This is a genomic window from Sorangium sp. So ce185 (genome assembly GCF_051526825.1).
GTDB classification, from domain to species: domain Bacteria; phylum Myxococcota_A; class Polyangia; order Polyangiales; family Polyangiaceae; genus Sorangium; species Sorangium cellulosum_D.
The window spans coordinates 1,529,220-1,556,015 of the sequence record NZ_CP150316.1; the positions used below are offsets into that span (position 1 = coordinate 1,529,220).

Genomic DNA, 26,796 nt, shown 5'->3' on the forward strand with positions numbered 1-26,796 from the left:
CTATCATGACCGGCTCAGGGGCGCGTCGCGCCGCTCCCCGCGGCGGGCGCGACGCAGAAGTCGCCCTCGGCGGCGTAGCCCTCGGCGCCCTTGAGCTCCACCACCCGGTCCCGGCCGAGGGGCGCCGCGCCCGGAACGCGGAAGGTGGCGACGTCGAGCCGCGGCACCGGCTTCTGCCGCGGCGCGGGCAGCTGGGGCACCCACGTGTACGGCGCGCGGTAGGCGCGGTAAACCAGGTTGAGGCTGAGCGGCGGTTTGCGCCAGTAAGGGCTGATGTACTCCCAGACGATCTCGTGCCCCGGGGTCACCTCGAAGATGCGGCCGTCGGAGCCCTCCGTGATCAGCGTGTTGCCGTTGGGCAGCCGCTGGGCGCTGCTGATGAAGGGGCTGTAGAAGCGCGACGCGTCGAGGGGCATCACGAAGCCCGCTTCCCTGGGCGTGTACTGCCACCGGATCTCCAGCGTTGTGGGGTCGATCTCGAGCACCCGCGAGTGGTCGCGCAGGGCGGTCTTGAGGCCCTTTGGCGCGCCGGGGCTCGGAGCGCCGTAGCCGGCCCAGCCCCCGTTGTCGAAGACGAGGAGGTTACCCTCGCCGGGCAGCCCGCGCGGGATGAGGTGGGCGTGGTGCTGGCCGATGATCCAGCCGAGGCGGCGCTCCGCGTCGCTGCCGTCGTACCGCGGGCCGAGCTTCCACACGATCCGCCCCGTCTTCTTGTCGACGATGGCGATGATGTTCGCCTCGCGCGCGTCCCAGATCAGGTTGTCCGGGTGAAACCGCTCGTCGCCCGCGTCGTACCACCGGTTCGGCCCGAGCAGCGACATCGAGTTGATGTGCAGCCAGTCGCCGACGCCTCCGGCCGCGGCGCTCCCGCCGAGGGCGCCCGCGCCCGGCGCGCGCAGGTTTGGATCGCGGCGCAGGGCGGCGCGCGCCGCCTCGTCGAAGCCCAGCTCCTCGACGTGCTCGTGGGCGCGCCACTGCCAGACGATGTTCCCCTTCCAGTCCACCTCGACGATCTTGTCGTCGAGCAGCGGGTGCTCGGAGATCGCGTAATTCTGCACGTTCTCGTGCACGAGCAGGAACGTGCTCCCCCGGTCGATCAGCGGCTCCTGGCCGGGCGCGTAATACCCGACCGGATTGCCCTGCCGCTGGAAATCGTGGTGCTGGCGCGCGAACCAGCGGGGCGCCTCGCCCGGATCGTGGATGTGCTCGAGGCGGTCGAAGCGCCACACCACGTTGCCTTCCCAGTCGACCTGCACGAGGTCGATCTGGTCCTGCGTGCCGTGCTTCGGGTTGCGCTCGCCGGTGCTGCCGAACACCTGTCCGCCGGGCAGGAGCTTGTTGGGGAACCCGTGCAGCCCTTTCCAGAGCTGCACCTCGCGACCGTTCATGTCGATGAGCAGCGCGCCGAGGCCCGCGGCCTGGAAGATCGTGTAGCCGTTCCAGCTTCGTTCGGGGTCATAGAGGGTGACCCCGGTGGGGTAGATGGTCGGATGGCCCATGCTTCGCGTCTCCAGGTCTGCGGTGAAGGCAAGGACGGCGTGGCGGCTGGCATGGAGGTGCACGCGGCGTACCAGGGCCAGAAGCCGCGCGCGAAGGCGTGGCGCCGAGCGCCGCGGCGCAACGCTGCTGCGCAGGGAGCAGCTGGCCAGCACCGGAGTATGCTCGCGAGCCGCATCGGGCGGCGTGGTTGACGTTGCGGGAGGCGGGTATGGCGAGAGGCGGCGCGACGGTGGACGGGAGGACATGGCGGCTCGCCGGCGCGGCGATCCTCGCGGGGAGCGGGGTTGCCGCCGCGGCCTGCGGCGCGCGGGTCGCGGAGCGCGGCGCGGTCGCGCCCGTGGCGAGCGCGAGCGCGACCCCTGCGGCGGTCGCGAGCGGACCGCCGCCGCAGCCACGGCCGGTCGCCCCCCGGCGAGACTTCGGCCCCGGCGACCGGCCGCCGAACTGGCAGTGCAGCCCCGAGCTCCTGGCGCAGCTCGAGGCGCCGGTGCCGCCGCCGCGGGTCGACAGGCCGGCGGGCGCCGGGGTGGCGCCGTCCACCCGCGGCTGCGCCGAGCACGCGCCCCGCCTGCGCGAGGTCGCGCTCCGCGCCGCGGACCATCGGATCGAGGCGGCGCGCCGCGAGTACCTGCTGTTCCAGTGCACGCCTCCGCGCCTGGTCTTCGTCTCCGAAAAAGGGTCGGTCGTGCGCCAGTCCGGGACCAACGTGCAGGTGCCGGGGGTGGACGAGCCCGATTTCGTGAAGCTCGACGGCCCGCGCCTCTACACGCTCAGCGGGACGAAGCTGCGCATCTTCGACGTCGCCGCGCCCGCGAGGGCGCGCGCGGTCGGCGAGGCCACGCTCGACGGCCCCGCGCGCAAGCTGTTCGCCGCCGGCAATCGCCTCGTCGTGTACTCGTCCATGGACCCGCCCGCGGGGCGCGCCGCCACGCCCGAGTGCACGTACGGCTACGACTGCGTGCCCGCCGGCGACGGCGCCGCGACGCGGATCAGCGTGCTGGACGTCTCCCAGCCAGGCGCCCCGAAGACGCTGCGCACGATCGACGTCTCGGGCTCCTTCATCGCGGCCCGGCGCATCGGCGACGCGGTGCACACCGTCGTCCACGACGACCGGATCGGGCCGCCCGGGCTGCGCTTCGCGCCGGAGAGGCCGCTCGCCGGGCCCGAGGACGCAGAGCGGGAGTTCGCGCGGCTCCGAGAGGAGAACCGGCGCGCCATCCTCGCGGCGGACCCCGCGGTGTTCCTGCCGAGCGCGCGGGAGGCCGGGCAGCCTGGCGCCGGCGCGTGCCGGATCCACCTCGCGCCGGGGGCTGACGCCGCGGGCTTCACCTCGATCATCAGCCTCGATCTCGGCGCGTCCGGCGGGTTCCACCGGGAGATGGTGCAGACCCAGCCGGGCTTCGCGTACGCCTCGAAGGGCGCGCTTTACCTGGCCGTCCCGCAGCTCGCGCGGCGCGAGCTCTACCCTGACTGGGCGCACACCGGCGACACGCTGATCCACGCCTTCGACCTCGCCGGAGGCGCGTCGACCTACGCGGCGAGCGGGGTGGTGCGCGGCCGCCTGCTGAACCAGTTCTCCATGGATGAGCACGAGGGCCACCTGCGCGTCGCCACCACGGTCGGCCGCGCCCCGGACCCGGCGGCCCGCAGCCTCGTGAGCGTGCTGCGCCGCCAGCGAGCCGAGCTCGTCACGGTCGGCGTGCTCGATCGCCTCGCGCCGAGCGAGGACATCCGCTCGGTGCGCTTCGACGGCCCGCGGGGGTTCGTTGTCACGTTCAAGAAGACCGATCCCCTGTTCGCGCTCGACCTGTCGCAGCCGACCGCGCCGCGGGTCCTCGCCGAGCTCAAGATCCCCGGGTTCTCCACCTACATGCACCTGATGGACCCGGAGCACCTGCTCACGATCGGGTACGACGCCGAGGATCAGGGCAAATTCGCCTATTTCCAGGGCGTGCTCCTCCAGATCTTCGACGTACAGAAACCGAGCGAGCCGCGGCTCCTCCATCGCGCGGTGATCGGCACGCGCGGATCGAGCTCCGAGGCGCTCACCAATCACCTCGCCTTCACCTACTTCGCGCCCAAGGAGCTCTTGAGTCTGCCGATGACGATCTGCGAGGGAGGGCAGGGGCCCCAGCACGGCACCTCGCAGTTCTCGGGTCTCCTGCTCTACCGGGCGAGCGCGCAGCGCGGCTTCCAGCCGCTCGGCCGCGTCGCGCAGGGACAGGCGTTCTGTGGCGCCTGGTGGTCGAGCGCGTCCTCCGCGGTGAAGCGCAGCTTCGTGACCGGGGATCACGTGCTCTCCGTGAGCGACCAGGAGGTGAAGGTGCGGCGGATTCAGGCCCCGTCGAAGGAGCTCGTCACGCTCACGATGCAGTAACGGCGCTGCCCTCCGGCGAGGGGCCGTGCCGCCGCGACGTGCCTAGCTCCGCCCGCCCCTCGCGAGCATCGCCGCGATCTCCGCCCCGTCCCCCGACACCGTGACATACGCCGCCTCGGCTCCGAGCACGTCCCCCTGCTGCGCGAGCCCCTGCACGGCGCTCGCCGCGTTGCGCAGCTGCACGCCCACCGCGCCGCCCCCGAGCCGCACCGGCATCCCGCGCTTCAGCTCGATCACGTAAGCGCGACGCCGGGCCGGCCATGGGCTCGACATGTCGACGGCCAGGAAGTCGCCGCAGGAGGCGCGCTGGTTGGAGCGGAAGAGCCAGAGCTCGGTCCGGCGGTCCATGAGCTCGCGCGCGAAGCCATCCTCATCGGCCTTGAACGCGAACGCGTGAAAGGCGAAAGCGGCGTCGGCCTGGCACGGACGGACGGCCTTCTGCACGAGCTCGCAGAAGAGGTCTCGCCGCGCGACCGCGCGGCGCGTGAGCTTGATCGAGAGCGGAAGACGAGGCGCCATGATGCACGGGCTCGAGGCCCCGCTCGGCTCGTCCGAGCGGGCCCGAGGGGTGGAGTCGAAGGTCGAACGCACGCCGCTCCGCCCGCGCGACGGGAGCGCGGAACAGGCGAAACAGAGGGCAACGGCGCCGGAGCGCGAGCAACGCGGGCGGCGGAAGAACCCGCCCGGCGAAAGGGACCGCGCTGCTACCGGAAGACCTTCATGGCGCCACCTCGGCAGCGCCGAGGATACACGATCGCGCAGGCCGCGCCAGGGGGGCAGACCGGCGCTCGCTCCCCCGACCCGTTCGGCGGAGGCGGGAGACGGGAGGCGGATGCCGCCTGTCACCTCGCATCCGTCGCGGGGAGATTCCCCTTGGCCAGGCTCAGCGACGGCCGGAACACGGAGAGCGCGGTCACCGCCAGGAACAGCAGCACGTTCAACGCCCCGCACCCGGATTCGGTCAGGTAGGCCGGCGGGGCCGTGAAGTGGAAGCACGCCCGTCAGGGCACCGAGCTCGCCGTCGCCCGGCGGCGCGCGGTCTTCACGCCGGTGCTGGCGATCCGCCGCTGATCGCCGGCGCCGGCTGGACCGAGAGGTCGAGCATTTGCGCGCACGCGAGCACGAGCCGCTCGCACGGCTGCGACGCCGCGACGATGGCGCGCATCTGCTGGAAATACGCGCGGTGCAGCTCGCGCAGGCGCTCGAGGTCGGGCGCGGAGACAGTGAACAGGTTGTACGAGCTCGGCCCCGGCGCGCCGAGCTCGAGCCGCTCCACCGCGCGCTGGCTCCACCACACCTTCACCTGGTGCGCCGCCTTCGGATCGCGCCGCGTGTCCACCGTGCGCGACGGTGCGATCGCGTACTTGCGGCCGACCAGGTGAATCTGTCCGGTGCGCTCGAGGAGCGCGAGGCACTCGCGCTCCTCCTTGGGCGTGATGCCGATCCGCTCGGCGATCCACCCGTCGCGGTGCCGCGGCAGCTCCTCGTACGCGCGCAGCTCGAGCGCGAGGAGCACCGCTTGCGACCACGGGACCTCGTAGGCAGCGCGCCGGCGCGTCTCGAGCTGCTTCCACGCCGCGCGCGCGCTCGGCAGCGCCCGGGGGTCGACGAGCGTCGCCAGGAAGTCGAGGAGGCGCAGCGAGCACACGTCGACGAGGCGGAGGAAGTCCGGCAGGCGCGGCTCGGCGTCGCCCTGCAGCCAGCGCGCGACCGCGAAGCGGCTCCGCCCCGCGCTCCGCGCGATCTCCACGATGGTGCGCCCGGCCCGCAGCTCGCCGAGGAGCTGCACCACGCCCTCCGGGGTTCCGAGCGAAGCCCGCGCGAGCCACGGCGGCGCGGCGCCGAAGAAGCGGGCGATCCCGGCGGCGGTGTCGACCCCCGCCCGCTCCGCCACTGCGAACGCCTTCGCCGCCGTCGGAAAGCTGCGCCCCGACTCCCACGTGTACGCGATGTTCGTGCGGTACCCGAGCCGGCGGCTGAACGCGCGCTGCGAGCGTTTTCCCCGCACGGCGCGCAGGAGCTCGCTCGCGAGGACGTCGAGATCGAGGTTGTTCATGTCTTGGAGATTTGCACACTGGAGGGCCGCCCGACCACACGATATGTGCGAAACGGCCCTTGCGACAGACGGGGGCGAGGCACAGCATCGTGATCGCAGCTGGTCTCGAACCGCATGAGGCGCCGCGTGACGCGCGCGCCCGGGAGGTCGCCGTGTCGTCTTCACTTCGTCGCTCGTCTTCGCTTCGTCACTCGTCCGTTCGCGCCGGTGGGCGCGGTCTCCTCGTCGTCGCCGCGCTCCTCGCGGCGGCGTGCACCGCCCCCCAGGGCGGCAGCCAGACCGGTCACGACGGCCTCGGGACCGGCGACGGCGCCTGCGAGGAGACATCCATCGTCGTCGGCTCGCTCGAGGAGGCCACCGCGCTCGGCTTCACCGCCGGCGAGGTGCTGGCCCAGGCCGAGGGGACGTTCGAGAGCCCCATCGTGTGGGCGCCACCCGGCGACATGGTGAACGCCGGCCCCGAGCAGGGCGAAGGCGAGATCACGATCAACGTCGCCCACGGCGGCGGCGCGATCCGGTTCGTCGAGTCGCGGTTCGTCGAGCCGCGGCCCCGGGAGTCGAACGACGAAATGGAGGGCGGCCCCGCGATCGCCGGCGACCTGTGCAAGAGCCGCATCGAGATCGACGTGGAGCTGACGATCGCGACGAGCGGCGGCGCGCTCGCGGAGACGGTGCCCGCCGTCCTCTCGTCGTCGGATCCGCGCCACGTCGCCCTCGAGGCCGAGCTCGATCCCGACGCGCTCTCCGGATCGCTGGTCTTCACGCCGCAGAGGGAGGGCTGGGCGCTGGCCGATCTCACCATCCGCGGCGGCATGGCGGCCGGCGCCTCGTGGGGATCGATCGGCGCGCGGCTCGAGTACTCGGACGGCGAGGTGACAGGCGCGGGGTTCCGCTCGTTCGCGTCGTGGCCGACCGCCGAGACGTGCGCCCGAGGCGGCCTGCCGCTGCCCCTCGACACCGCGCTGCTCGCGTTCTCCGCCGCCGACGTGCTGGCGGAGAACGCCGAGGTCGCGGCGACGTTCACCTGGGACCAGGGGACGACGACGCGGATCGCGCTGTCGCTCGAGGCGGCGGACGACGTCGCGTGCGTGTCGCTCGGAGGGGAGTTCGACGAGGCGGGCATGCGCATCCCGGCGCGCCTCCACCTCGTGACCGAGGACGGCCGCGTGGATCTCGAGACCGACGTCGACGTGTACGCGCTCGCCGACGCCGAGGGGCGCCTCGTCGACGCCTCGTTCCAGAGCGTGCGCATGCGCGGCGTCGCGCCCGACGACTTCGAGGCGACGTACGGGATCACCGGCTTCGACGTGAGCGGCTACGACGAGGCGTCGTCCATCGTGCGCGGCACGTTCACCGGCGGCAGCAGCACCGGCGCGCTGAAGGTGCTCGGCCTCACCGTGCCCGAGTGCGTGAGCGATCCCGCCTCGAACCCCGGCGGCGGGTGCGAGGGCATCGACATCACCGAGCTCGGCGACGGCACCTGGGCGCCCTGAGCCGTTGACGTGAGCTGCGCGCGCCGCGCGGTGGAAGAGCAGGTACGGGGTCCGAGCGGGATTTCTGACGCACGGAGCTAAGGAGCCAGGCGCGGCCGGTACACGTCCGCGCCTCGCGCGGAGCGCGCCCTCACGGCAGCTCCGCCAAAGGCCCCTTCTTGTACGCGGTGTCGTTCCCGAAGTGCGCGTCCTCGTAGCCGAACGCGCGCAGGATCGACGTGTAGACGTTGTGCATCGACACGTCCGTCTCGTACGCGGACTGCCCAGGATCCTCGCCCGCGCGCTTGTTGTAATTGACGTGCCGTCCGCCCTGCCACCTGCCGCCGGCCTTGCCGGCGAGCAGGACCGGGATGTCGCGGGGCGAGTGCGCGCCGCCGCACCCGAACTCGCTCGTGAACAGCACGACGCTGTTGTCGAGCATCGTGCCGTCGCCCTCGGGGGTGCTCTTCAACCCGTCGAGCAGGCGCGCGAAGATCTCCATGCGCCAGCCGCGGTTCGCGAGGATGGTCGCGCGCCAGTCCTCGAGCTTGTCGGGCTCCGCGCCGTTCGGGCCGACGTCGAGGCCGGCGTGGCCGAGGCTGTGGCCCAGGTCGGTGTTGTAGGGCTGGGGCAGCCAGCTCGTCAGGACGTCGGCGATCTGGAACGTGGCGACGTTCGTGAGGCCGCAGCGGAGCGCGTGCAGGAGGATGTCGACAAGGAGCGGCGCGGCCTCCTTGATCCCTCCTCCCGTGTAGGACCCGTATCCCTGGTACACGGGCGCGCCGCCGACGTCCGGCTTCGTGCACGCCGCCAGGTTGGCGACGCCTTCGAGCTTCTTCTCCAGGCTGCGGATGTGCTCCGCGTGCGCGTCGAGCAGGTGCCTGTCGCTCGCGCTCACGCGCCCCTTCAAGGCCGCGAGGTGCTCGCTCACCCCGTCGAGCACGCTCTTGCGCTGAGCGCGGATCCGGAGCTGCTCGGGCGTCGGGCCCGAACCGGTCTCCGTGACGTCCTTGAAGAGCCGGTCGAAGGCGCTCGTCGGGTCCTTCTCGGTGGACAACGGCTCGCCCGACGCGCGGTACAGCGGCTCTCCGTAGTTGTGCCCGTCGACCATGAGATCGATGGACGAGAAGGGCGTCGGGCGCTCGGCGGCGAGCCGCTCCGCGAGCACCTGATCGATCGACGGGCCGAGCGCCCTGGCGTCGTCGCCGCCCGAGGTCGTGTCGGCGCACGTGAGCACGGTCGCGTTCGAGCAGCCGTGGTGCCCGCCGTAGTCTCCCTGGACGTACCCGGCGGCGTCGTCGACCCCGCGGAGCAGGGTGAGATCGCCCTTGTGGGCCTCGAGCGCGGCCATCTCCTCGCCGAGGACCTCGAGCGCCTGCCCCTCGCCGCCCGGGCGCCAGAGGTCGAGCATGCTCCAGGCGCCCGGCTTCCACGGATCGCCCAGCTCCCCCGAGTTGTGGCGGGACGTGATCGTGCCGCCGTGGCTGAAGAACACGATGAACCGCCTGGCCCTGCCGTCCGCGGCCCAGACGGCGCCGTGGGTCGCCTCGAGGAACGGCAGCGCGATGCACAGGCCGGTCGCGGTTCGGAGGAAATTCCTTCGGCTGAATGCGGCGCGGTTCATGGGCTCACCCCTCGGGCTTTCGCAGGTGCAAGAAGGCATTGCTCGTCGTGAGGTCGAGGATCAGGTCGCGCAGGCTGCCGCCGCTCTCGGGCGCGGGCGTGGCCGCCTCGACCGACGCGAGATCCTGGTCGACGGGGACGCGCCGGAGCGCCGTCTGGAAGAAGTGCCTCGTGAGGCAAGCGCGCGCCGCGGCGCTCGCCGCGAGCGCCGCCGACATCTCGACCCCGCCGTCGACCTCCACGCCCTCCTCGTCCGGACCGAGCGCCGGGAGGACGCCGCGCGCGTCGATGTCGAGCGCGTACGGGTTCTCCGCGTCCCCGCCCGTCTCCTGCGCCTGCCAGCGCCCGAGCGCGTCGTAATGCTCGAACGCGAACCCGATCGGGTTGATGGCCTTGTGGCAGCTCGCGCAGGTCTCGCTCGACGTCTTGGCCTCGACGTCCTCTCGGATCGTCCTGTGCACCAGCGCGCCGTCCTCCTCGACGGCGCCGCCCTTGACCGGCACGTCGCTCGCGTTGGGCGGCGGGGGGCCGAGGGGGCGGCAGAGCACCTCCTTCAGGATGTACGCGCCGCGGCGGATCGGCGATTTGACCTCGACGCTGCCGAACACGCTCAGGAAGGCCGCCCGCGTGAAGATCCCCGCGCGCTGATCGGCCGGGAGCGAGACCCACGCGAACGCGCCGTCGCCCGCGGGGCCCTCCACCCCGTAGAGCGCGGCGAGCGGCCCGTTGACGTACGCGTCCGTGGTCGTGAGCAGCGTCTCGAAGCGGCCGTCCCCCTCGAAGAGCACGCGCTCGGCGAGCGCCTCGATCTCGGCGCGCATGGCGGCGCGCAGCGCGGGGGAGTCCTCGGGGTAGAGCTCGCGGCTCTTCGGCGCGTTCTCGAGCGAAGCGTGCTTGTTCGTGCCGTCGAGCTCTAGCCAGTCGGCGAAGAAGCGCTTCGCCGTACCGCGGGCGCGGTCGTGCGCGAGCAGCCGCTCCGCCTGCGCGCGCACGCCCTCCGCCGTGTCGAGCGCGCCCGACTCGGCGGCGTCGAGCAGCGCGTCGTCCGGCGTCGTGTTCCACAGGAAATACGACAGGCGCGACGCCCGCTCCCACCCGGTGAGCGGGCGGACGCCGGAGGCGAGGGCGTCGCTCCCGTCCCCGTCGCGGCCGAGCTCGACGAAATAATAGACGTTGGGCGACTGGATCATGGTCTTGAGCACGACGAGGAGGGCGTCCTCGAACGACTGCTCCTCCCGCGCCCGGGCGAACTGACCCTTGAGCATCGCGACCTCGGCCTCGTCGAGCGTGTGCCGGAACGCGCGGCGCCCGAACGTCCGCACGAAGCCGTCCACGCACGCCTCGTCGTCGGCGCCGCGCGTGTCGCACGGGAACACCTGGGTCCCCCACGACGCGCGCCGCGCGACGATCGCCTCCGCCGCGGCGTTGAGCTTGTCCACGGCGAGGAGCGAGGCGACCTCGCCCGCGTCCGGGTCGAGGTCGAGCTCGAGCCCCGGATCGCCGAACAGGTCGCGCATCGAGCTCGTGAACTGCTCCGGCGTCATCCGGCGCATGCCCGCGCTGGCGACGTCGACGAGCCCGCTGTCGCCCGGCGCCTCGTCGCGCCCGTCGCGGTCGCCGCCGACGTCGCCGACGCAGCCCGAGAGCGCGCCCGACGCCGCGAGGGCGGCCGCGCCGAGGAGCGCCGCCCCGCGCCGCCGGCGCGCGGCCGAGCGTTGGAGCTCTTCGAGGGGGATCACGCCGTCCGGCTTCGTTCGCTTCATGGCTTCGGTCCTCGCGCGGTCAGAGCAAGAGAAAGCTAGGGACGGGATCGCAGCGCCGCGCCCTCACGGCGCGGCGCCCAATCACGGCGCGGTGCCCAATCACGGCGCGGTGCCCAATCACGGCGCGGTTATCGAGACGTCGTCGAAATACGCCGCGCCCCCTTGCCGGAGGACCTCGACCCCGGACGTGCCGGCGGCGTAGGTCGTGTCCGTGGTGGTCAGCTCCAGCACCCCGTCGATATAGAACTCGAGCGTGGTTCCGACCGTCACCGCCTTGAAGGTGTGCCACGTCCCCGGGGCCAGGGTGAGCGGCTTCGACACGGAGGACACGATCACATCGAGATCGCGCACGGCGATCTCGAGCTCGCCCGTGCTCTTGTACATGAAGGTATACCGGTCGAGCTCATAGATGTTGTACCTCGAGTTGAGCCCCACGCTCCCCGGGCCCGACCAGCTCGGGATCTTGATCCTGGCCTCCACGACCGAGTCCTGCCAGTTGGTCGCCTCGGGGAAGAGCTTGGCGTTCGAGTCGGTGGTCGAGTACGACAGCACCTTGTTGCTCCCGTCCGTCGTGATGAGGAAGCCCGCGTAGGACTGGTCCCAGCCGTCGAGATCGCCGTCCTCGAAATCGTCGGCGAACGTGCTCGGCGGCTCCGGCTCGAACACGACGTCGCGGAAATAGTTGCTGTTCTTGTACACCATCCAGGGCCTCTCGCCGGCCGAGGTGCCGTAGACGCCGCTGCCGACTTCGGTGACGAGATCGCCGTTCACGATCGGGGCGTTGAACCCTCCATTCGTAGCAGCGTACCAGTGATCTCCGCTTGTCGACACCGAGATCGTATAGGTCCTGTTGGCCGCGACCCGCACCGGTGCAGGCAGCGTGAACTCCTTCCATCCAGCGGTTCCACCGGGGATGTTCCATGTGTGGGAGGCGAGGGGCGCGTCCGCGCCGAGGCCCCAGATCCGCACCCCGTGGGCGCCGCTCTCCGCGGCGTTCGTGTAGATCCGTACCTTGGTGATGTTGCCGTCGCGGAGCGTGTGGAAACGGGTGCCCAGCTCGTAAAAACCGTCGTTGGCGAAGACGGCAGGCGTCTGGGTCGTGAAGATCGACCCAGGCGCGGAGGCGAGCGCGACGCCCCCAAGGGCGAGCGCGGTGAGCACGACGGGCGCGGAAAACAGCGGACTCGGGCGCATGGTCCTCCTAACGGATTCTCTCAGGAATTGTCGAGCCGTGCTGTGCGGCGCGCCCGTCGACCCGCCGAAGGCAGGGTTCGAGCGAGCGCCGAGCCGGGGCTCGTCTCCGTGGTTGGATAACTAACCAGCTCATCGGTGCGAGCCAACTCATAGGCCGCATGCGATGCATGCACACCGTGCATGGCGCACGTCATCGCCTCGAAACCAGTGAACAAGCGGCCGATGATGCGAGCCGCCGAGAGGTCAGGGGCGCCGAGAGCGCTCAGGAATATTCCTCTCTCGTTGTCCTCTCGCCCTGACGACTCGACAGCTCGTCGCCAGCACACTGACATTCTCGGTGGTCGGCGCGTGCCGTGACGAATCCGCCGAAGCCGCATCGAGCACAGGCTGGATTACATCCTGCTACCTAAAGCGCAGGATCTGCGACCACAGCAGTGTCTGGTCGCATGACAACGGGCAATGTTGTGTCATCTTGCCTCGCCACGGCGAGAATGCCTCACCGTGTCTCTGAAAAATTACAGTGGAGCTTTTGTAGCCCATGACGAGGAGGACGCTTCTGTGAAAATTCGAGCTTGCGCGATCGGGTTGCTCCTCACGGCCGGGTGTACCGGCGAGCTCGGTGGAGCGACGGCGGACGGACCGGTGACCCTCCCTCCGCCGGTCAACATCCCGCCGGTCAGCATCGACTGCACGCACGTCGGGAGCGGCCGGGACTTCCAGGTCGGCCCCGGCAAGGCGTTCGAGGCGCTCGGCGACGTGCCGTTCGAGACGCTCGCGGCCGGCGACACGGTGCGCGTCTTCTGGCGCGCCGAGGGGTACCACGAGAAGATCATGCTCGGCGGCCAGGGCACGGCGGAGCAGCCGATCCGGCTCTGCGGCGTCCCTGGGCCGAACGGCGAGCTGCCGGTGATCGACGGCGAGGGCGCCACCACCCGGCCCGAGCTCGATTTCCCCTTCGACGGCCACCAGGTGCGGGGGCTCATCATCGTCGGGCACAAGCACGACGACCCGTACGATCTCGATCCAAGCCACATCGTCATCGAGGGGCTCGAGATCAAGAATGCTTCGCCCCCCCACCGCTTCACCGACAAGTCGGGGTCGGCGGCGTCCTACGCGGACAACGCGGCCGGCATCTTCGTGGAGCGCGGCGACTACGTGACCATCCGCGCCTGCGAGGTGCACGAGAACGCCAACGGCCTCTTCGTCGGCACCGCCGGCGGCGACATCCTCACCGAGAACGTGCTCATCGAGTCGAACTACATCCACGACAACGGCAGCCTGAGCGACTATAACGAGCACAACGTCTACAACGAGGCGTCGAACGTCATCTACCAGTTCAACCGCTTCGGCCCCACGCGCGGCGGGAACGGCAACAACATCAAGGAGCGCTCGGCCGGCGTCGTGATCCGGTACAACTGGATCGAGGACGGCGCCCACCTGATCGACCTCGTCGACGCGCAGGAGGCGACCGACTCGGTCGCGCTGCCGTCGTTCCACGAGACCTTCATCTACGGCAACGTGCTCCTGCGCACCGGCTACGGCGCGTCGATGATCCACTACGGCGGGGACAGCGGGGAGAAGGAGTACTACCGGAAGGGCACGCTCCACTTCTTCTCCAACACCGTCTTCGTCAAGAACGACACGTACCGGGATTACCAGCGCTCCGCGGTGTTCGAGGCCTCGACCAACGACGAGCGGATCCACGCGCGCAACAACGTGTTCGCCAGCACCCAGGAGCCGACGGACATCCGCGCGGTCACCTTCCTCGGGGATCGCGACGACGTGGCGGCCGGGGTCCTCGTCCTCGCCGGCAACTGGGTGAGGAAGGGGTGGACGGCGTTCGACCCCGTGCCGGGCCCGAAGGTGATCGGGAGGGTGGACGGCCTGGAGAGCTCGATCTTCGGCGTCGACCCGGCGTTCGCCTCGGCGGCGAGCCACGACTTCATCCCGGCCTCGGGCGCGCCGCTCATCGAGGCCGGCGCGGCGCTCGAAGGCCTCCCGGCGGTCGACTACCAGTACGAGCCGCACCAGCAGGCCAAGCGGCGCAGCGACGGCGCGAAGCTCACCATCGGCGCGTTCGCGCAATAAGCTGGAGGGCGGGCGGGCGCGCCGGCGTCGATGCGCGGCGCGCCGCGCCCAGCCACGCTCGCGAGGCGGGGGCCGCGGCGCATCGACGCCGGCGCGCCCGCCTCGGTCACCGGCCCTCTCTCATCAGTCGCCGGGCGAGAACTCGATCGGATAGACGACCGTGGTCTTCTTCCCGATCGCCGGGAACCGCAGCCCCCTCGTCGCCTCCACCATGCAACGGTCCGTCGTCGCGTCGCGCAGCGTCGCCGCCGCCGCGTCGACCTGGACGTCGGCCGCCGTCCCGTCGCCGTGGATCGCGAACGAGAGCGGGATCTTCCCCGCCGCGTCCGGGCGCCGCGCGAGCAGCGCGTCGTAGCAGGTCCGGTACGCCGGGAAGGCGCTCCGCACCACGGCCTGGATCTCCGCCGGCGTGAGGCCGTCCGGCAGCGGCACCGCGACCGGCCCCGCGGGCACCTCCGCCATCGCGGCGAGCGCCTCCTCGACCGCGGGGAGCTGCGCCCTCCGCGGCGCGGCGATCAGGATCGCGGGCGGCGCCCCGGCGCGCTCGCGCACCGCGATGAGCCCCTCGCCCTTCTCGAGCCGCGCGACGATGTCCGCCGTGGGCAGCGGCAGGTCCGCGTCGTACCGCGCGGGGATGCGCTGGTTGCCGAGATCGAAGTAGAAGACCGCGAGGCTCGACCCGAGCAGCGGCCGGGCCGCCGGGATCTGGGTCCAGCCGTCGGTCCCGTGCGACATGCGGTTGATCGACACCTTGTCGCAACGCGGGCAGGCCTCCTGCCGGAGCGCTCGGATCGCGGTCGGGATCGCGAAGGTCTTGAGGCGCTCGCTCGCCTCCCGGCTCCCGCCGAACGTGAGCACGGTGACCGTGAGCTCCCGGGGGCCCGACTCCGGCACGGGGAAATACCGCGCGAGCGCGCGGGCGAACGGCGACGCCTGCTCCGCGTCGGCCGGCTCGTCCGGCAGCGGCTTCTCCTCGCTCCCGGTGACCAGGAGGCGCAGGCGCCGCTCGGCGGCCCGCTGGAGCGGCCAGGGCTCGTCGACGGCGTGCTCGCCGAGCATCGACTCCACGGCGGCGATCGCGGCCTCCCGGTCGCCCTCCGCCTCGAGCACCCGGCTCATCGCGAGCCTCGCCTGATCGCGCTGATCCCGCGTCAGCGCCGGATCGGCGAGCGCCTCGGAGAGCGCCTGCCGCGCGGCGGCGATCTCCCGGCCCGCGTCGAGCCGGCGCTCGGCCTGCTCGATCGCGAGCGAGACGTCGGGCCGCCTGTCCGCGCCGGCGGCGAGGTCGACGCGCGCCTCGGCGCCCGGCGCGGCGGTCTCCGGCCCCTCCACGCACGAGGCGAGCGAGATCAGACTCAAGGCGACGGCGGCGGCGGCGGAGCGATGGATGATGTTCATGACGATCGATGTCCTCCTGCGCGCGGCCCGTTTGCGGCGGCGCGTGAGGGGGAGTCTGCACACTGGCCTTGTTGGCTCCGTCTTCGCCATGTCACCGTTCTGTCTCCGGCGCCGGAGCGCGGGTGAACCGGTAGCCGGCGCCGCGCACGGTCACGAGGTGCCGCGGCGATCTCGGGTCGGGCTCGAGCTTCGCGCGCAGCCGGTTGATGAAGTTGTCGACCGTGCGATCGGTGCCGAAGTAGTCCGCGCCCCAGACCGCGTCGAGGATGCGCTGGCGCGGCAGGAGCGCGCCCTCGCGCTCGACGAAGAAGCGGAGGAGCTTCATCTCGAGCGCCGTGAGCTCGACCGGCGCCCCGCGCCGCTCCACGCGGTGGGCGCGGAAGTCGATGACGACCTCCGCGAACCGCACGACGGCGCGCTCGGCCTCGCCGAGCCGCCGCCGCCGCAGCGCCGCGTCGACGCGGGCGAGGAGCTCGGAGACGCCGAACGGCTTGACGATGTAGTCGTCCGCGCCGAGCCGGAGCCCCCGCACCTTGTCCTGCTCCTCGCCCTTGGCGGTGACCATCAGGATGGGCAGGTCGGCGTCGTGCCGGCGGAGCTCCTCGCAGATCTCGAAGCCGTTCAGCCCGGGCAGCATCACGTCGAGCAGCACGAGGTCGGGCCGCGCGGCGAGCGCCATCGACAGCCCCTCGGCGCCGGTCTTCGCCACCTCGACGCGGAAGCCCGCGGAGCGCAGCGTCTTCTGGAGGCCGAGGCGCAGCGTCGGGTCGTCCTCGACGACGAGGACGGTCTCCAGCCTGCCTTCGGGCGTCTTCTGGGTCATGGCGTCTGCTCCTTCGGCCCTCGGGGTCCCGGGATCCACAGGGTGAACGCGGCGCCGCGGCCCGGCTCGCTGTCGACGCGGGCGCCGCCGCCGTGCGCGCGGGCGACGTGCCGGACCAGCGACAGCCCGATGCCGCTGCCGGAGACGGCGCGGCTCAGCCGGTCGTCGGCGCGCTCGAACGGCTCGAAGATGCGGCGCTGGTCGCGCCGGGCGATGCCCGGGCCGCGGTCCTCGACGGCGATCGCGACGCCGCCCCGCTCGCGGGCGACGCGCACGCGGTAGGGGGCGGCGAGCGGCGCGTATTTCAGGGCGTTGGCGAGGAGGTTGTCGACCGCGAGCTGGATCTGGCCCGCGTCGATGCTCGCCTCCGCGGCCGGGTCGAGATCGCGCACGACCCTGGGCATCTCCGGGTTCCGCTCCTCGAACGTGTCGATCGAGGCCGCGACCGCCTCGGCGACGCGGGCCGGGGCGCGCTCGGCGGCCGCGCGTCCGGCCATCATCCGGCTGAAGCCGAGCAGCCGCTCCACGGTCTCGCCGAGCCGCCGCGACTCGCGGCCGAGCGCGTCGAACACCTCGCGGTGCTCGTCGGGCGCGAGCCGCCCCTCCTCGAGCAGCTCCGAGAGCATGCGCACCGACGCGATCGGCGTGCGGAGCTCGTGGGAGACGGCGGCGACGAAGTCGGTGCGCAGCTCGCTGGAGCGCCGGGCGGCGCGCATGCGCGCGAACAGGAGCGCGGCCAGCCCCAGGGCGAGCGCCGTGGCGGCGGCGCCGACGCCGACGAGCAGGCGCTTGCCGCGCGCCGCGTGCCGCTCGACGGCCGCCGGATCCGCGGGCGAGAGCCGCACGGCGAGCTCCGGCGCGATCGGCAGGAGGGTCGCGGGCGCGCCGCCGAGCTCGGGCGCGACGGGCGCCCGGCCGGCCCCGGCGGCGGCGGCCCCGGCGAGGACGTCGGCGCGGACGTCGGGCGGCAGCGGGCGCGCGTCGCCGCGGAGCCAGCCGGCGAGCGAGCTCGCGTGGATGACGAAGCCGACGGAGCGCCCGTCCGGGAGCGCCCGCAGCGCGCCCGCGGCGGCGCCCGCGCGGAAGGAGACGAGCCCGCGCGCGTCGGGGCGCGCGCGCAGCGCGGCGTCGAGGCCTCCGCGCCGGAGCTCGGCGACGAGCGCGTCCCGCTCGGGGCGCGGGGCCGCGAGGGCCGCGCGCGCCCGCTCGCGCGGCTCGCCCGAGAGCGCGGCGTCGACCTCGAGCGCGGCGGCCTTCCGCTCCGGCTCGGAGAGCCCCGCCGCGTGCGCCTCGAGCCACGCGGCGACGGCGCCCTGGTCGACGGCGCGATCGGCCGCGGCGTCGAGCGCGAGGACGGGCCAGAGCCACCGCCCCGCGGGCGAGCGGGCCTCGGCGCAGCGCGCGAGGAAGTCGCGCCGCGCGGCGGCGCGGGCCTGGGCGTCCGGCCCGGCGGCGGCGCGGGCGAGCGCGGCGCACCCGTCGGGCGCGGGCGCGGCCGGCGGCGCGGCCTGGGGCGGCAGCAGCACGGAGCGATCCGGGGCGAGCAGCACCGGCGCGGCGAACGGCGGCGCGATCTCGGCGAGCGCCGCCGCGGCGGCCTCGGGGGGGCCGGTAAGGGGGTCGGTGAGGGGACCGGTGAGGGGGAGGGCGGCGAGGGCGGCCTCGGCGCGGTCGGTCTCCTGGTCGATGGCGCGCGACAGGCGCGCGGAGGCGGTGGCCAGCCCGAGCGTCACCTCGCGGCGGGCGCCGTCGGCCTCGTTGGAGACGGCGCGCAGGCCGAGGACGCCGACGCAGATCGCGGGGACGCTCGCGGCGGCGGCGAAGAGCGCCCAGTCGCGCAGGCGGCTGGCCCGAGGGGAGAGCACGGGCGCAGGATCGCACGGGAAGGTCACCGGAGTGTCACGGGCGGGGGAGGCGCGCGGCCGCCTCCTCGCCGCCGGCGGAGCGCGCGCCTGCCGCGCCGCTCAGGCCATCCAGATCGCGGCGAACATCGTCATGAGGAACCCGAGCGGCACGAGCGACAGCGCGGCGGCCGCCGCCCACAGCTTCCCGAGCTTCCCGGAGCCGAGCGGCAGCCCACGGGCGGCGCGGACGAGCCCCCAGCTCGGAATCAGCGACAGGTAGACGCCGAAAGCCGCGAGCATGCCGATGGGGTTGTCGTCCCCCGGCGAGCGCATCACCCGGTGGAGGATGCTGGCCGAGAGCAGGAGGCCCGCCAGGCCGAAGGCGCCGACGGCGAGCTGAAGGATGCGAGAGGTGCGCGGGCGCATGCGTTGATCCTCCGTTTCGGCGCGCGAGCCGTCCAGCGGCGCCGTCGTGCTCCGTGACCGGTGAGCGGCTCGCTCGCCGGCGCCGCGCGGCCACGGGGCGGCGGCGCCGGCGAGCTCGGCTCAGCAGGCGGGGTGGAGGGGCGGCGTCACGGCGCGGGCGTCACTGGCACGCCTGGGCGGCCGTGTTCCGGCGGAGCCCGCAGACGGAGGCGCCTCCGCCGCAGCTGAAGACGCTGCAGTACTCGTGCACTTCCTTGCGCCCGTTCGGGTAGGTCTTCACCTCGCAGTCCTCGATGCTGTACTGGGTGCACACCCCCTCGCAGCGGATCGGGCCGGTCGTCCCGTCGTTCGCGTCGGTGCACGGCCGCTCGTCGAGCTGGGTGTGCGACGTGAAGCCCACGTCCGCCTGATCGTCGAAGTGCCCCGTGCAGAAGTGCGCGTCGGTGACGGTGCCCTCGAGATAGCTCCGGAGGTCCTGCGAGAAGAACGGCACCGGATTCGGCGCCTTGTTGTCGGCGACGCGGCGGACCTCGAAGTGCAGGTGGTCGTTGCCCGGCCAGTCCGACGACTCGCCGATCTCCTGCCCCGGGACGACGAGATCGCCCTCCGCGACCAGGCTCGACGCGGCGTGGCCGTAGATGACGTATACGGAGCCGTAGCGGATCGTCAGATCGATCTGGGAGGGCGCGCCGCGGGCGGTGGGGTACCGGCCCGTGCAGGCGCTCGGCCCGGCGCACATGACCTGTCCATAGCCGACCGAGTACAGGGGGCTGCGCGCAGGGACGGAGAAATCGAGCCCGCTGTGGTTGCCGGAGGTGTGCGTGTAATAGACGGTCTGGAGCACGACGGAGGTGCACGTGTGGCCGAAGTACTGGCCCATGGGGGGCGCATCGCCGTTCGGCATCGTGGTGGGGTGATTGCAGAACGTCGGCGTCTTCGTGTCGCTGAGCTCGTCGCCGGGCCCCACCTCGCCGCAGCCGGTGGTCGGGTCGCCCCCGCCGCCGGCGCCCGAGAGCGTCGCGTTCGTGATGGTCGCGCCCTCGTCGTACAGGCTCGTGTCCAGCTCGAGCGGGTAGGTGGGCGCCGTGCTGCTCGTGTGGAACACGGTCCCGTTCTTCAGGTAGCGCACCTGGCCGCCCTGCACCTCGACACGGAAGACGTCGCCGGCCTGGTAGGTCCCGAAGTAGCCCTGGACATAGCCGTGCTCCACGACCTCCAGGCCCCCGTCGCCGCGCAGGTAGATCGCATAATCGATGTCCCCGTACCCCTGATCCGTGTCGGCGTGGCCGAGGCCCGCCATCTTGTACCGGCTCGTCTCGTTCGTGGAGAACTCCGCGTAGCCGTCGCCCGACGCGAGCTGCTGCACGGACGAGGCGCCGGCGTGCCACCCCCAGCCGGCGGCGCGCGTCAGCGAGCTCCCGCTCGCCGGGGCGTAGCGGACGTTCTTCCAGAACCCCGGCGCCATGCAGCTCGTGTCCCCGGCCGCGCAGCTCACGACCTGGGCGCTGGCGACGGTCGCGCCCTCGTCATACAGGCTCGTGTCGAGCCCGAGCGGGTAGGTCGGCGCCGTCAGGCTCGTGTGGAACACGAGGCCGTTCTTGCGGTAGCGCACCTGGCCGTTGAACACCTCGACGCGGAAGACGTCGCCGGCCTGGTAGGTCCCGAAGTAGCCCTGTGCGTACCCCTGCTCGTAGATCTCCAGCCCTCCATCGGCGCGCAGGTAGATCGCATAATCGATGTCCCCGTAGCCCTGATCGGCGTCGCCGTGGCTCAGGCCCGCCATCTTCTGGAGGTTCGCCTCGTTCGTGGAGAACTCCACATAGCCGTCGCCCGCGTCGATCTGCTCGGCCGACGAGGCCCCGGCGTGCCAGCCCCAGCCGGCGTTGCGGGTCAGCAAGCCCCCGTTGGCGGTGACGTACCGGACGTCGCTCCACAGCCCCGGCGGCATGCAGCTCGTGTCGCCGGGCGCGCAGCGGATGACCTGGGCGCTGGCGATGGTCGCGCCCTCGTCGTGCAGGCTCGTGTCGAGCCCGAGCGGGTAGGTGGGCGCCGCGTTGCTCGTGTGGAACACAAGCTCGTTCTTGCGGTAGCGCACCTGTCCATCGAACACCTCGACGCGGAAGACGTCCCCGGCCTGGTAGGTCCCGAAGTATCCCTGTCCGACCCCCTGCTCGAGGATCTCCACGCCCCCGTCGTCGCGCAGGTAGATCGCGTAATCGATGTCCCCGTAGCCCTGGTCGACGTCGCCGTTGCTGAGGCCGGCCATCTTCTGGAGGTCCGCCTCGTTCGTGGAGAACTCCACGTAGCCGTCGCCCCCCTCGATCTGGCCGGCCGACGAGGCCCCTGCGTGCCAGCCCCAGCCGGCGTCGCGGGTCAGCAGGCCTCCGTTCGCCGTGGCGTAGCGGACGTTCTTCCATTCCTGCGGCGGCATGCAGCTCGCGTCGCCGGCCGCGCAGCTCATGACCTGGGCGCTTGTGACGGTCGCGCCCTCGTCGTGCAGGCTCGTGTCGAGCCCGAGCGGGTAGGTCGGCGCCGTGTTGCTCGTGTGGAACACCATCCCGTTCTGCCGGTAGCGCACCTGGCCGTTGAACACCTCGACGCGGAAGACGTCGCCGGCCTGGTACGTGCCGAAGTACCCCTGTCCGGACCCCTGCTCGAAGATCTCCAGTCCTCCGTCGGCGCGCAGGTAGACCGCGTAATCGATGTCCCCGTAGCCCTGATCGCCGTCGCCGTTGTTGAGCCCGGCCATCTTCTGGAGGTTCGCCTCGTTCGTGGAGAACTCCACGAACCCGTCGCCCGCCTCGATCTGCTCGACCGACGAGGCCCCTGCGTGCCAGCCCCAGCCGGCGGAGCGCGTCAGCAAGCCTCCGTTGGCGGTGACGTAGCGGACGTTCCTCCACAGCCCCGGCGGCATGCAGCTGGTGTCGCCGGCCGCGCAGCTCGCGACCTGGGCACTGGTGACGGTCGCGCCCTCGTCGTGCAGGCTCGTGTCCAGCGCGAGCGGGTAGGTGGGCGGCGTGTGGCTCGTGTAGAACACGAGCCCGTTCTTGCGATAGCGAACCTGGCCATTGAACGCCTCGACGCGGAAGACGTCGCCGGCCTGGTAGGTCCCGAAATAGCCCTTCCCAGCTCCCTGCTCGAAGATCTCCAGGCCTCCGTCGGCGCGCAGGTAGACGGCGTAATCGATGTCTCCGAAGCCCTGATCGGCGTCGCCGTTGCCGAGGCCCGCCATCTTCTGGAGGCTCGCCTCGTTCGTGGAGAACTCCACGAACCCGTCGCCCGCCTCGATCTGCTCGACCGACGAGGCCCCGGCGTGCCAGCCCCAGCCGGGGCTGCGCGTCAGCAAGGTCCCGTTGGCCGGGGCGTAACGGACGTTCTTCCAGAACCCCGGCGGCATGCAGCTCGTGTCCCCGGCAGCGCAGCTCGAAACCTGGGCGCTGGTGACGGTCGCGCCCTCGTCGTGCAGGCTGGCGTCGAGCCCGAGCGGGTAGGTGGGCGCCGTGGCGCTCGTGTAGAACACCACCCCGTTCTTGCGGTAGCGCACCTGGCCGCCGAACACCTCGACGCGGAAGACGTCACCGGCCTGGTACGTCCCGAAGTAGCCCTTCCCGGACCCCTGCTCGAGGATCTCCACGCCCCCGTCGGCGCGCAGGAGCAGCCCGTAATCGATGTCCCAGAACGCCTGGCTGTCGTCGCCGTGGCTCAACCCGGCGATCTTGGTCCGGTCCGCCTCGTTCGTGGAGAACTCCACGAACCCGTCGCCCGCCTCGATCTGCTGGACCGACGACGCGCCGGCGCTCCACCCCCAGCCCGGGCCGCGGGTGAGCGCGCCGTCGCCCACCTGCACCTCGAAGGCGTTGTTCCAGAACGCGGTGGCGCCCTCGGCCGCGCGCGCGTCGCCCGTGCTCGCGCAGATGCCCAGCGCGGCGAGGACCGCTGGGAGCGCGCTCTTGCCGAGCCGCCTCATGACGCGTCCGTCCTCTCGCGGCCCGCGACGATCGCGGCGGCGAGGCGTGACGCTGGGTGAGGAATGGGTCTGTCGAATGCGTCCTGGGACATGGGGATGATCTCCTCTGCACATGAGTTCTCGGGCCACCCCCTTTCCTACGCCGCGTCCCTCCGGCTTCTGACAGCCCTCGCCGTCCTTTCCCGCCGCGCCCCCGCCGCCGTGGTATGTCGCCCCCCATGCCAGCGCCGCGCATCGCCGTCGTGGGCCACGTCGAGCACGTGACGCTCGGCCGCGCCGAGGGCGTCCCCGCGCCGGGCGACATCGTGCACCTGCTCGACGCGCGCTTCCTCCCCGGCGGGGGCGGCGGCCTCGCCTTCGCGCAGCTCTGCCGCAGCGACGCCGAGATCCACCTCTTCACGGCGCTCGGCCACGACGCCGCGGCGCGCGCCGTCGAGGCGCGCATCCGGGTCGCGCCGGGCCGCGTCCACGTCCACGCCGCCGTGCGCGCCGTGGATCACCCGCGCGTGGTCGTCGTCGTGGACGCCGAGGGCCGCCGCACCATCATCGTCACCGGCGCCCCGCTCCAGCCCGCCGCGACCGACCCGCTCCCCTGGTCGATCCTCGCCGGCTGCGACGCCGCCTACTTCACCGGCGCCGACCCGGAGAGCCTGCGCCTCGCGCGCGCCGCCCGCCGCCTCGTGGTGACCGCCCGCAGGGGCGCCGCGCTCCGGGCCGCGGCGGTCGCGCCCGACGTCGTCCTCGGCAGCGCCTCCGACCCGCGCGAGAACGCCCCGCTCGACGCCTACGACCCTCGCCCCGGCGCGCTGGTCCTCACCGACGGCCCGCGCCCGGTCCGCGTCCTCCGCCCCGGGGGCGCCGCGCTGGTCGACGCGCCGCCCGCGCCCGACCGCGTCCTCGGCGATTACGGCGCCGGCGACAGCTTCGCCGGCGCCCTCACCTTCCACCTCGCCCACGGCCTCCCGGTCGAGGAGGCCTGTCGCCGCGCCGGGCCGCACGGCGCCGCGGTGCTGCGCGGGATCGATCCGCTCGAGACGCAGATCCCCCTCGTCTCGCCGTGATCCCGCCGCGGCGCCAGCGCCTTCCGCGCGCGCCGGCTCAGATCCACGTCTGCGTGTCGGGATCCCAGCGCTTCCAGGCGCCGCGGTCGTGCAGGTAGAGCTCGCTCTCCCCGCGCAGGGTGCGGAAGCGCTTGCTCCCGATCTCCAGCTCGCCGCGCTTGTCCGAGTAGTCGATCAGCGCGTCGGCGGCGCCGATGCGCCGCATCTCGGCCACGAGCTCTTCCCCGCTCGCCTCGACCACCACGTAGCCGTGGGCGTTGCTGTCGGCGTGCGCGAGGTGCGGGTTGACCTTCGTCTCGGCCGACGTGAGCAGATCGTCGATGCCGGCGGCGAGCAGCGCGGCCCCCGGGACCGAGCCCAGCACCGGATCGCCGGTCACCTGGCTCGTCAGCAGCTCGCGGAAGGCGCCCGACGAGACCGCGCCGCCCACGAGCTCGACGATCTTCTTCGAGGGGTCGCCGGCGAGGCCCGCGGTCCCCGCGTAGAAGGCGTGGATGTCGCCGGTGATCGCCACGACGCCGCCCACGTCCACGAGCCGTTCCAGGAGCTCGTTCCGCTTGTTGGGAAACCCGTCCCAGGCGTCGACGTTCATGGTGAAGCGGCGCTTGAACTGCTCGGGGATGGCGTAGGGGGAGAGATCGACGGCGAGCGGGAGCAGGCAGAACTCGTTGCCCCAGACCTTCCAGGTCGCCTTCGAGCCTTCCATGGTCTCGAGGAACCAGGCCTCCTGCTCGGCGCCCATCACGTCCTCGCTCGCGCCCTGCGTCTCCTTGTAACGGAAGGCGGCGTAGAGCTCGAACGTGTCCTTGACCGCGAGGTAGCGCGAGCCGACCGCGCCGTGGGCGCTGAACTTGCCGAGATCCACGTACGCGATGCCCCGATCGAAGGACGCCGAGGCCGCGGCGTCGATGAGCGGGATCTGCATGTCCTCCGGCAAACCCTCGTTCACGCCGGCGACGATCTGGTTGATGACGAGCACGCTGATATCGCCCGTCACGTCGGCGGCGTCGTAGCCGGCGGCCTCCGCGGCCTCCTTGAGGACCGAGGCGTACAGGCCGCCCTCGTACGTCTCGATGTCCGAGACGTAGGGCATGGCGAACTCGGGGAGCTCCTCGAGCTCCTCGATGAGCGTCGCCTGGTCGAGCACCACCTTGCCGGGGAAGGCGCCCTCGGGGACGAGGTGATCCGGCCGGTAGCTGCGCAGATCCGTCATCACCAGGTGGACGTGCTTGCCGAACACGAAGTCGCGGTAGATGCGGAAATCGTCCGGGAGCGAGGCGCCGGGGTCCTGCTCGACGTCGTCGCCGTAATCGACGGGCTGGTACTCGAACCAGGCCTGGTTCGCGGCCCTGCGGCGCTCCACGTCGGTCTCGTCCTCCCGGTCGTCGAAGTAGGTGGCCGTCGCGCCGTAGCAGTCGTTCGAGAACTCGTGATCGTCCCACGTGGCGATCATCGGGAAGCGCTCGTGGACCCGCTGGAGGTTCGCGTCGGAGCGATACGTCTTGTAGAGCTCCCGGTAGTTGCTGAGCGACCTGGCCGCTTGATAGGCGTTCTCGCCCTCGCCGAGGGCGATGGCGCCGGCCGCGTCGGTGAAGACGACGCGGCGCCCGGAGGTGCTCTGGAAGCTCGGATCGCCGGTCGTCTCGTAGACGTAGTCGCCGAGGTGGACGAAGAAGTCGAGCTCCTCCTCGGCGAGCGCCAGGTAGGTATTGTAGAAGCGCCCGATGTAGTCCTGGCACGACACGTACGCGAAGCGGACCTTGACGTCGTCGTCCTCGGCCGGCGCGGTCTTGGTGCGCCCCACGCGGGACACGTAGGCCGTGCCGCCCTTCACGTAGATGAAGCGGTAGTAATAGACCGTGCCCGCCGAGAGCCCGCGGACCTTCACCTTGACGCAGTGATCGTGCCGCGCGAGCGCCTTCAGCTTCGCCTGCTCGGCGTCGAGCGCCACCCGTTGGGTGAACTCGGCGTCGGTCGCGACCTCGACCTCGAGATCGAGATCCTCGTCGCCGTCCTGCACGCGGGCCCAGAGGACGACGCTGCCGGGGCGAGGGTCGCCGGAGGCGATCGACTGCGGGAAGTACGCCGACCCGTCGGCGAGCTCGCGCCCGGGCTCGGCGCCGAGCGGATTGACGATCTCGGGATCGCCGCAGGCCGGGACGACCAGCGCGCCGGCGGTGACGAGGGTGGCTCGAAGGAACTCTCTGCGCTTCAGCATCGCGCGTTCAGGGAATCCTGGAACTTTCTCCGGTGTCAACCTCCTTGTGGACCCCGCCCCGCGCCGGCGCGTGAGCAAGATCTCGACGGGCGGGCGACGATCCGGCCGCCGTTCGGCGCGCCGACAGCAGGCGGTCGACGAGGGCGTCCACCTCGAGCTCTGCTCTCGCGATCGACGCCGTGAGCCGCTCGTCGGCGAACTCGTCGTACTCGATCGCCACGGACTCGACGTCGGTAATCCCGATGTAGCCGAACGCGGTCCGGACGCTCGGCTCGACGTGGTTCATGGCCTCGATCCGCCCGCCTTTGCCGTATCCGTGGTCGCCGCGCGACGTCAGGAGGACGAGCTTCTTCCCGTGCCCGTCGAGGAGCGGCCAGTACGGCTCGCCCGGCCGCGCGCGGTCGAAGCCGAACGTGCGCCCCACGCGGACGATGTTGTCGATATAGGCCTTGAACTGCGCGGGCACGTTGAAGTTGTACATCGGCACGCCGGCCACGACGAGGTCGGCGGCGAGGAGCTCGTCGACGAGCGCGTCGCTCTCCGCGAGCGCCTGCCACATCCAGGGCTCGCGCCGGTCGGGCTTCGTGAACGCGGCCTGGATCCAGCGGCCGGTCACGGGCGAGGGCGGGCTCTGGCCGACGTCCCGGTAAAGGATCTCGTCGCCTGGACGCGCCGCGCGCCAGCGCGCGACGAAGCGGGCGGTGAGGCGCCGGGTGTGAGAGCCGTGGCGGATCGCATCCGAGCCGCCCGGACGAGCGCTCGAGTCGATGTGCAGTATCGTGGACATGGCCTGTCTCCTGAGCGGGGTGGGGGCGCCGCCCGCGGCCGAGCGGGGTCGATCCGGGATGATCGACATTCACCTGTCGAAGCGCCGGCGCGGCGCCGATCTCTCTGCTCCTGGGCCCGTGGCGGGCGCGTTCACGCGATGAATATGGGCCGCCGCGCGCGGATGACCAACGAGTAATTCTCAGCTGATAGATGAGCTG

The 26,796-nt window shown here is 72.2% G+C and carries 17 protein-coding genes; 4 read left to right on the forward strand and 13 right to left on the reverse strand.

All coding sequences use genetic code 11. From position 1 onward, the window contains the following. Window positions 1-14: 14 nt before the first annotated feature. The gene (locus WMF26_RS05685; protein WP_437999473.1) at window positions 15-1,499 is read right to left on the reverse strand and encodes an aryl-sulfate sulfotransferase; all 1,485 of its coding nucleotides are present in this window, start codon (window positions 1,497-1,499) and stop codon (window positions 15-17) included. Between the two features lie 209 nt (window positions 1,500-1,708). Here WMF26_RS05685 and WMF26_RS05690 point away from each other — a divergent pair, with 209 nt between their 5' ends. After that, window positions 1,709-3,877: a beta-propeller domain-containing protein gene (locus tag WMF26_RS05690; protein WP_437999474.1), complete on the forward strand. Its 2,169-nt coding sequence runs from the start codon at window positions 1,709-1,711 to the stop codon at window positions 3,875-3,877. 42 nt (window positions 3,878-3,919) lie between these two features. Here the strand turns inward: WMF26_RS05690 and WMF26_RS05695 are convergent, their stop codons facing one another. Both WMF26_RS05695 and WMF26_RS05700 read right to left on the reverse strand, forming a co-directional pair. After that, entirely contained in the window at window positions 3,920-4,396 is a 477-nt protein-coding gene (locus WMF26_RS05695) for a hypothetical protein (RefSeq protein WP_437999475.1), read from the reverse strand. Between the two features lie 523 nt (window positions 4,397-4,919). Next, on the reverse strand, window positions 4,920-5,933 hold the full coding sequence (locus tag WMF26_RS05700) for a DUF4423 domain-containing protein (RefSeq protein WP_437336219.1): 1,014 nt from the start codon (window positions 5,931-5,933) through the stop codon (window positions 4,920-4,922). Window positions 5,934-6,085: 152 nt separating this feature from the next. Between WMF26_RS05700 and WMF26_RS05705 the strand changes: the two genes are divergently transcribed. Continuing rightward, entirely contained in the window at window positions 6,086-7,426 is a 1,341-nt protein-coding gene (locus WMF26_RS05705) for a hypothetical protein (protein ID WP_437999476.1), read from the forward strand. 130 nt (window positions 7,427-7,556) lie between these two features. Here the strand turns inward: WMF26_RS05705 and WMF26_RS05710 are convergent, their stop codons facing one another. The 3 genes from WMF26_RS05710 to WMF26_RS05720 all read right to left on the reverse strand — a co-directional run bounded on the left by WMF26_RS05710 (window position 7,557) and on the right by WMF26_RS05720 (window position 11,985). Beyond that, window positions 7,557-9,029, reverse strand: a complete 1,473-nt coding sequence (locus WMF26_RS05710) for a DUF1552 domain-containing protein (RefSeq protein WP_437999477.1) — start codon at window positions 9,027-9,029, stop codon at window positions 7,557-7,559. A 4-nt stretch (window positions 9,030-9,033) separates the two neighbouring features. Next, complete coding sequence (locus tag WMF26_RS05715) at window positions 9,034-10,791, reverse strand: DUF1592 domain-containing protein (protein ID WP_437999478.1); 1,758 nt, start codon at window positions 10,789-10,791, stop codon at window positions 9,034-9,036. Window positions 10,792-10,908: 117 nt separating this feature from the next. Continuing rightward, window positions 10,909-11,985, reverse strand: a complete 1,077-nt coding sequence (locus WMF26_RS05720; protein ID WP_437999479.1) for a DUF4082 domain-containing protein — start codon at window positions 11,983-11,985, stop codon at window positions 10,909-10,911. Between the two features lie 558 nt (window positions 11,986-12,543). Here WMF26_RS05720 and WMF26_RS05725 point away from each other — a divergent pair. Next, entirely contained in the window at window positions 12,544-14,073 is a 1,530-nt protein-coding gene (locus WMF26_RS05725) for a right-handed parallel beta-helix repeat-containing protein (protein ID WP_437999480.1), read from the forward strand. A gap of 123 nt (window positions 14,074-14,196) precedes the next feature. Here the strand turns inward: WMF26_RS05725 and WMF26_RS05730 are convergent, their stop codons facing one another. The 5 genes from WMF26_RS05730 to WMF26_RS05750 all read right to left on the reverse strand — a co-directional run bounded on the left by WMF26_RS05730 (window position 14,197) and on the right by WMF26_RS05750 (window position 22,531). Further along, complete coding sequence (locus tag WMF26_RS05730; protein WP_437999481.1) at window positions 14,197-15,471, reverse strand: AgmX/PglI C-terminal domain-containing protein; 1,275 nt, start codon at window positions 15,469-15,471, stop codon at window positions 14,197-14,199. A 91-nt stretch (window positions 15,472-15,562) separates the two neighbouring features. Further along, complete coding sequence (locus WMF26_RS05735; RefSeq protein WP_437336225.1) at window positions 15,563-16,294, reverse strand: response regulator transcription factor; 732 nt, start codon at window positions 16,292-16,294, stop codon at window positions 15,563-15,565. After that, complete coding sequence (locus WMF26_RS05740; RefSeq protein WP_437999482.1) at window positions 16,291-18,159, reverse strand: sensor histidine kinase; 1,869 nt, start codon at window positions 18,157-18,159, stop codon at window positions 16,291-16,293. The genes WMF26_RS05735 and WMF26_RS05740 overlap by 4 nt, the downstream gene beginning before the upstream one ends. Before the next feature lie 99 nt (window positions 18,160-18,258). Then, a complete protein-coding gene (locus tag WMF26_RS05745; protein ID WP_437999483.1) occupies window positions 18,259-18,564 on the reverse strand; it encodes a hypothetical protein in 306 nt (101 codons plus the stop codon). 160 nt (window positions 18,565-18,724) lie between these two features. Further along, on the reverse strand, window positions 18,725-22,531 hold the full coding sequence (locus tag WMF26_RS05750; RefSeq protein ID WP_437999484.1) for a M23 family metallopeptidase: 3,807 nt from the start codon (window positions 22,529-22,531) through the stop codon (window positions 18,725-18,727). Between the two features lie 218 nt (window positions 22,532-22,749). Between WMF26_RS05750 and WMF26_RS05755 the strand changes: the two genes are divergently transcribed. Beyond that, on the forward strand, window positions 22,750-23,592 hold the full coding sequence (locus WMF26_RS05755; protein ID WP_437999485.1) for a PfkB family carbohydrate kinase: 843 nt from the start codon (window positions 22,750-22,752) through the stop codon (window positions 23,590-23,592). Between the two features lie 37 nt (window positions 23,593-23,629). On the opposite strand, the gene WMF26_RS05760 is transcribed toward WMF26_RS05755, so the two are convergent. Further along, a complete protein-coding gene (locus WMF26_RS05760; RefSeq protein WP_437999486.1) occupies window positions 23,630-25,810 on the reverse strand; it encodes an alkaline phosphatase D family protein in 2,181 nt (726 codons plus the stop codon). Between the two features lie 7 nt (window positions 25,811-25,817). Next, window positions 25,818-26,597, reverse strand: coding sequence for an FMN-dependent NADH-azoreductase (locus WMF26_RS05765; protein ID WP_437999487.1), 780 nt, complete (start codon window positions 26,595-26,597; stop codon window positions 25,818-25,820). Window positions 26,598-26,796 lie beyond the last annotated feature (199 nt).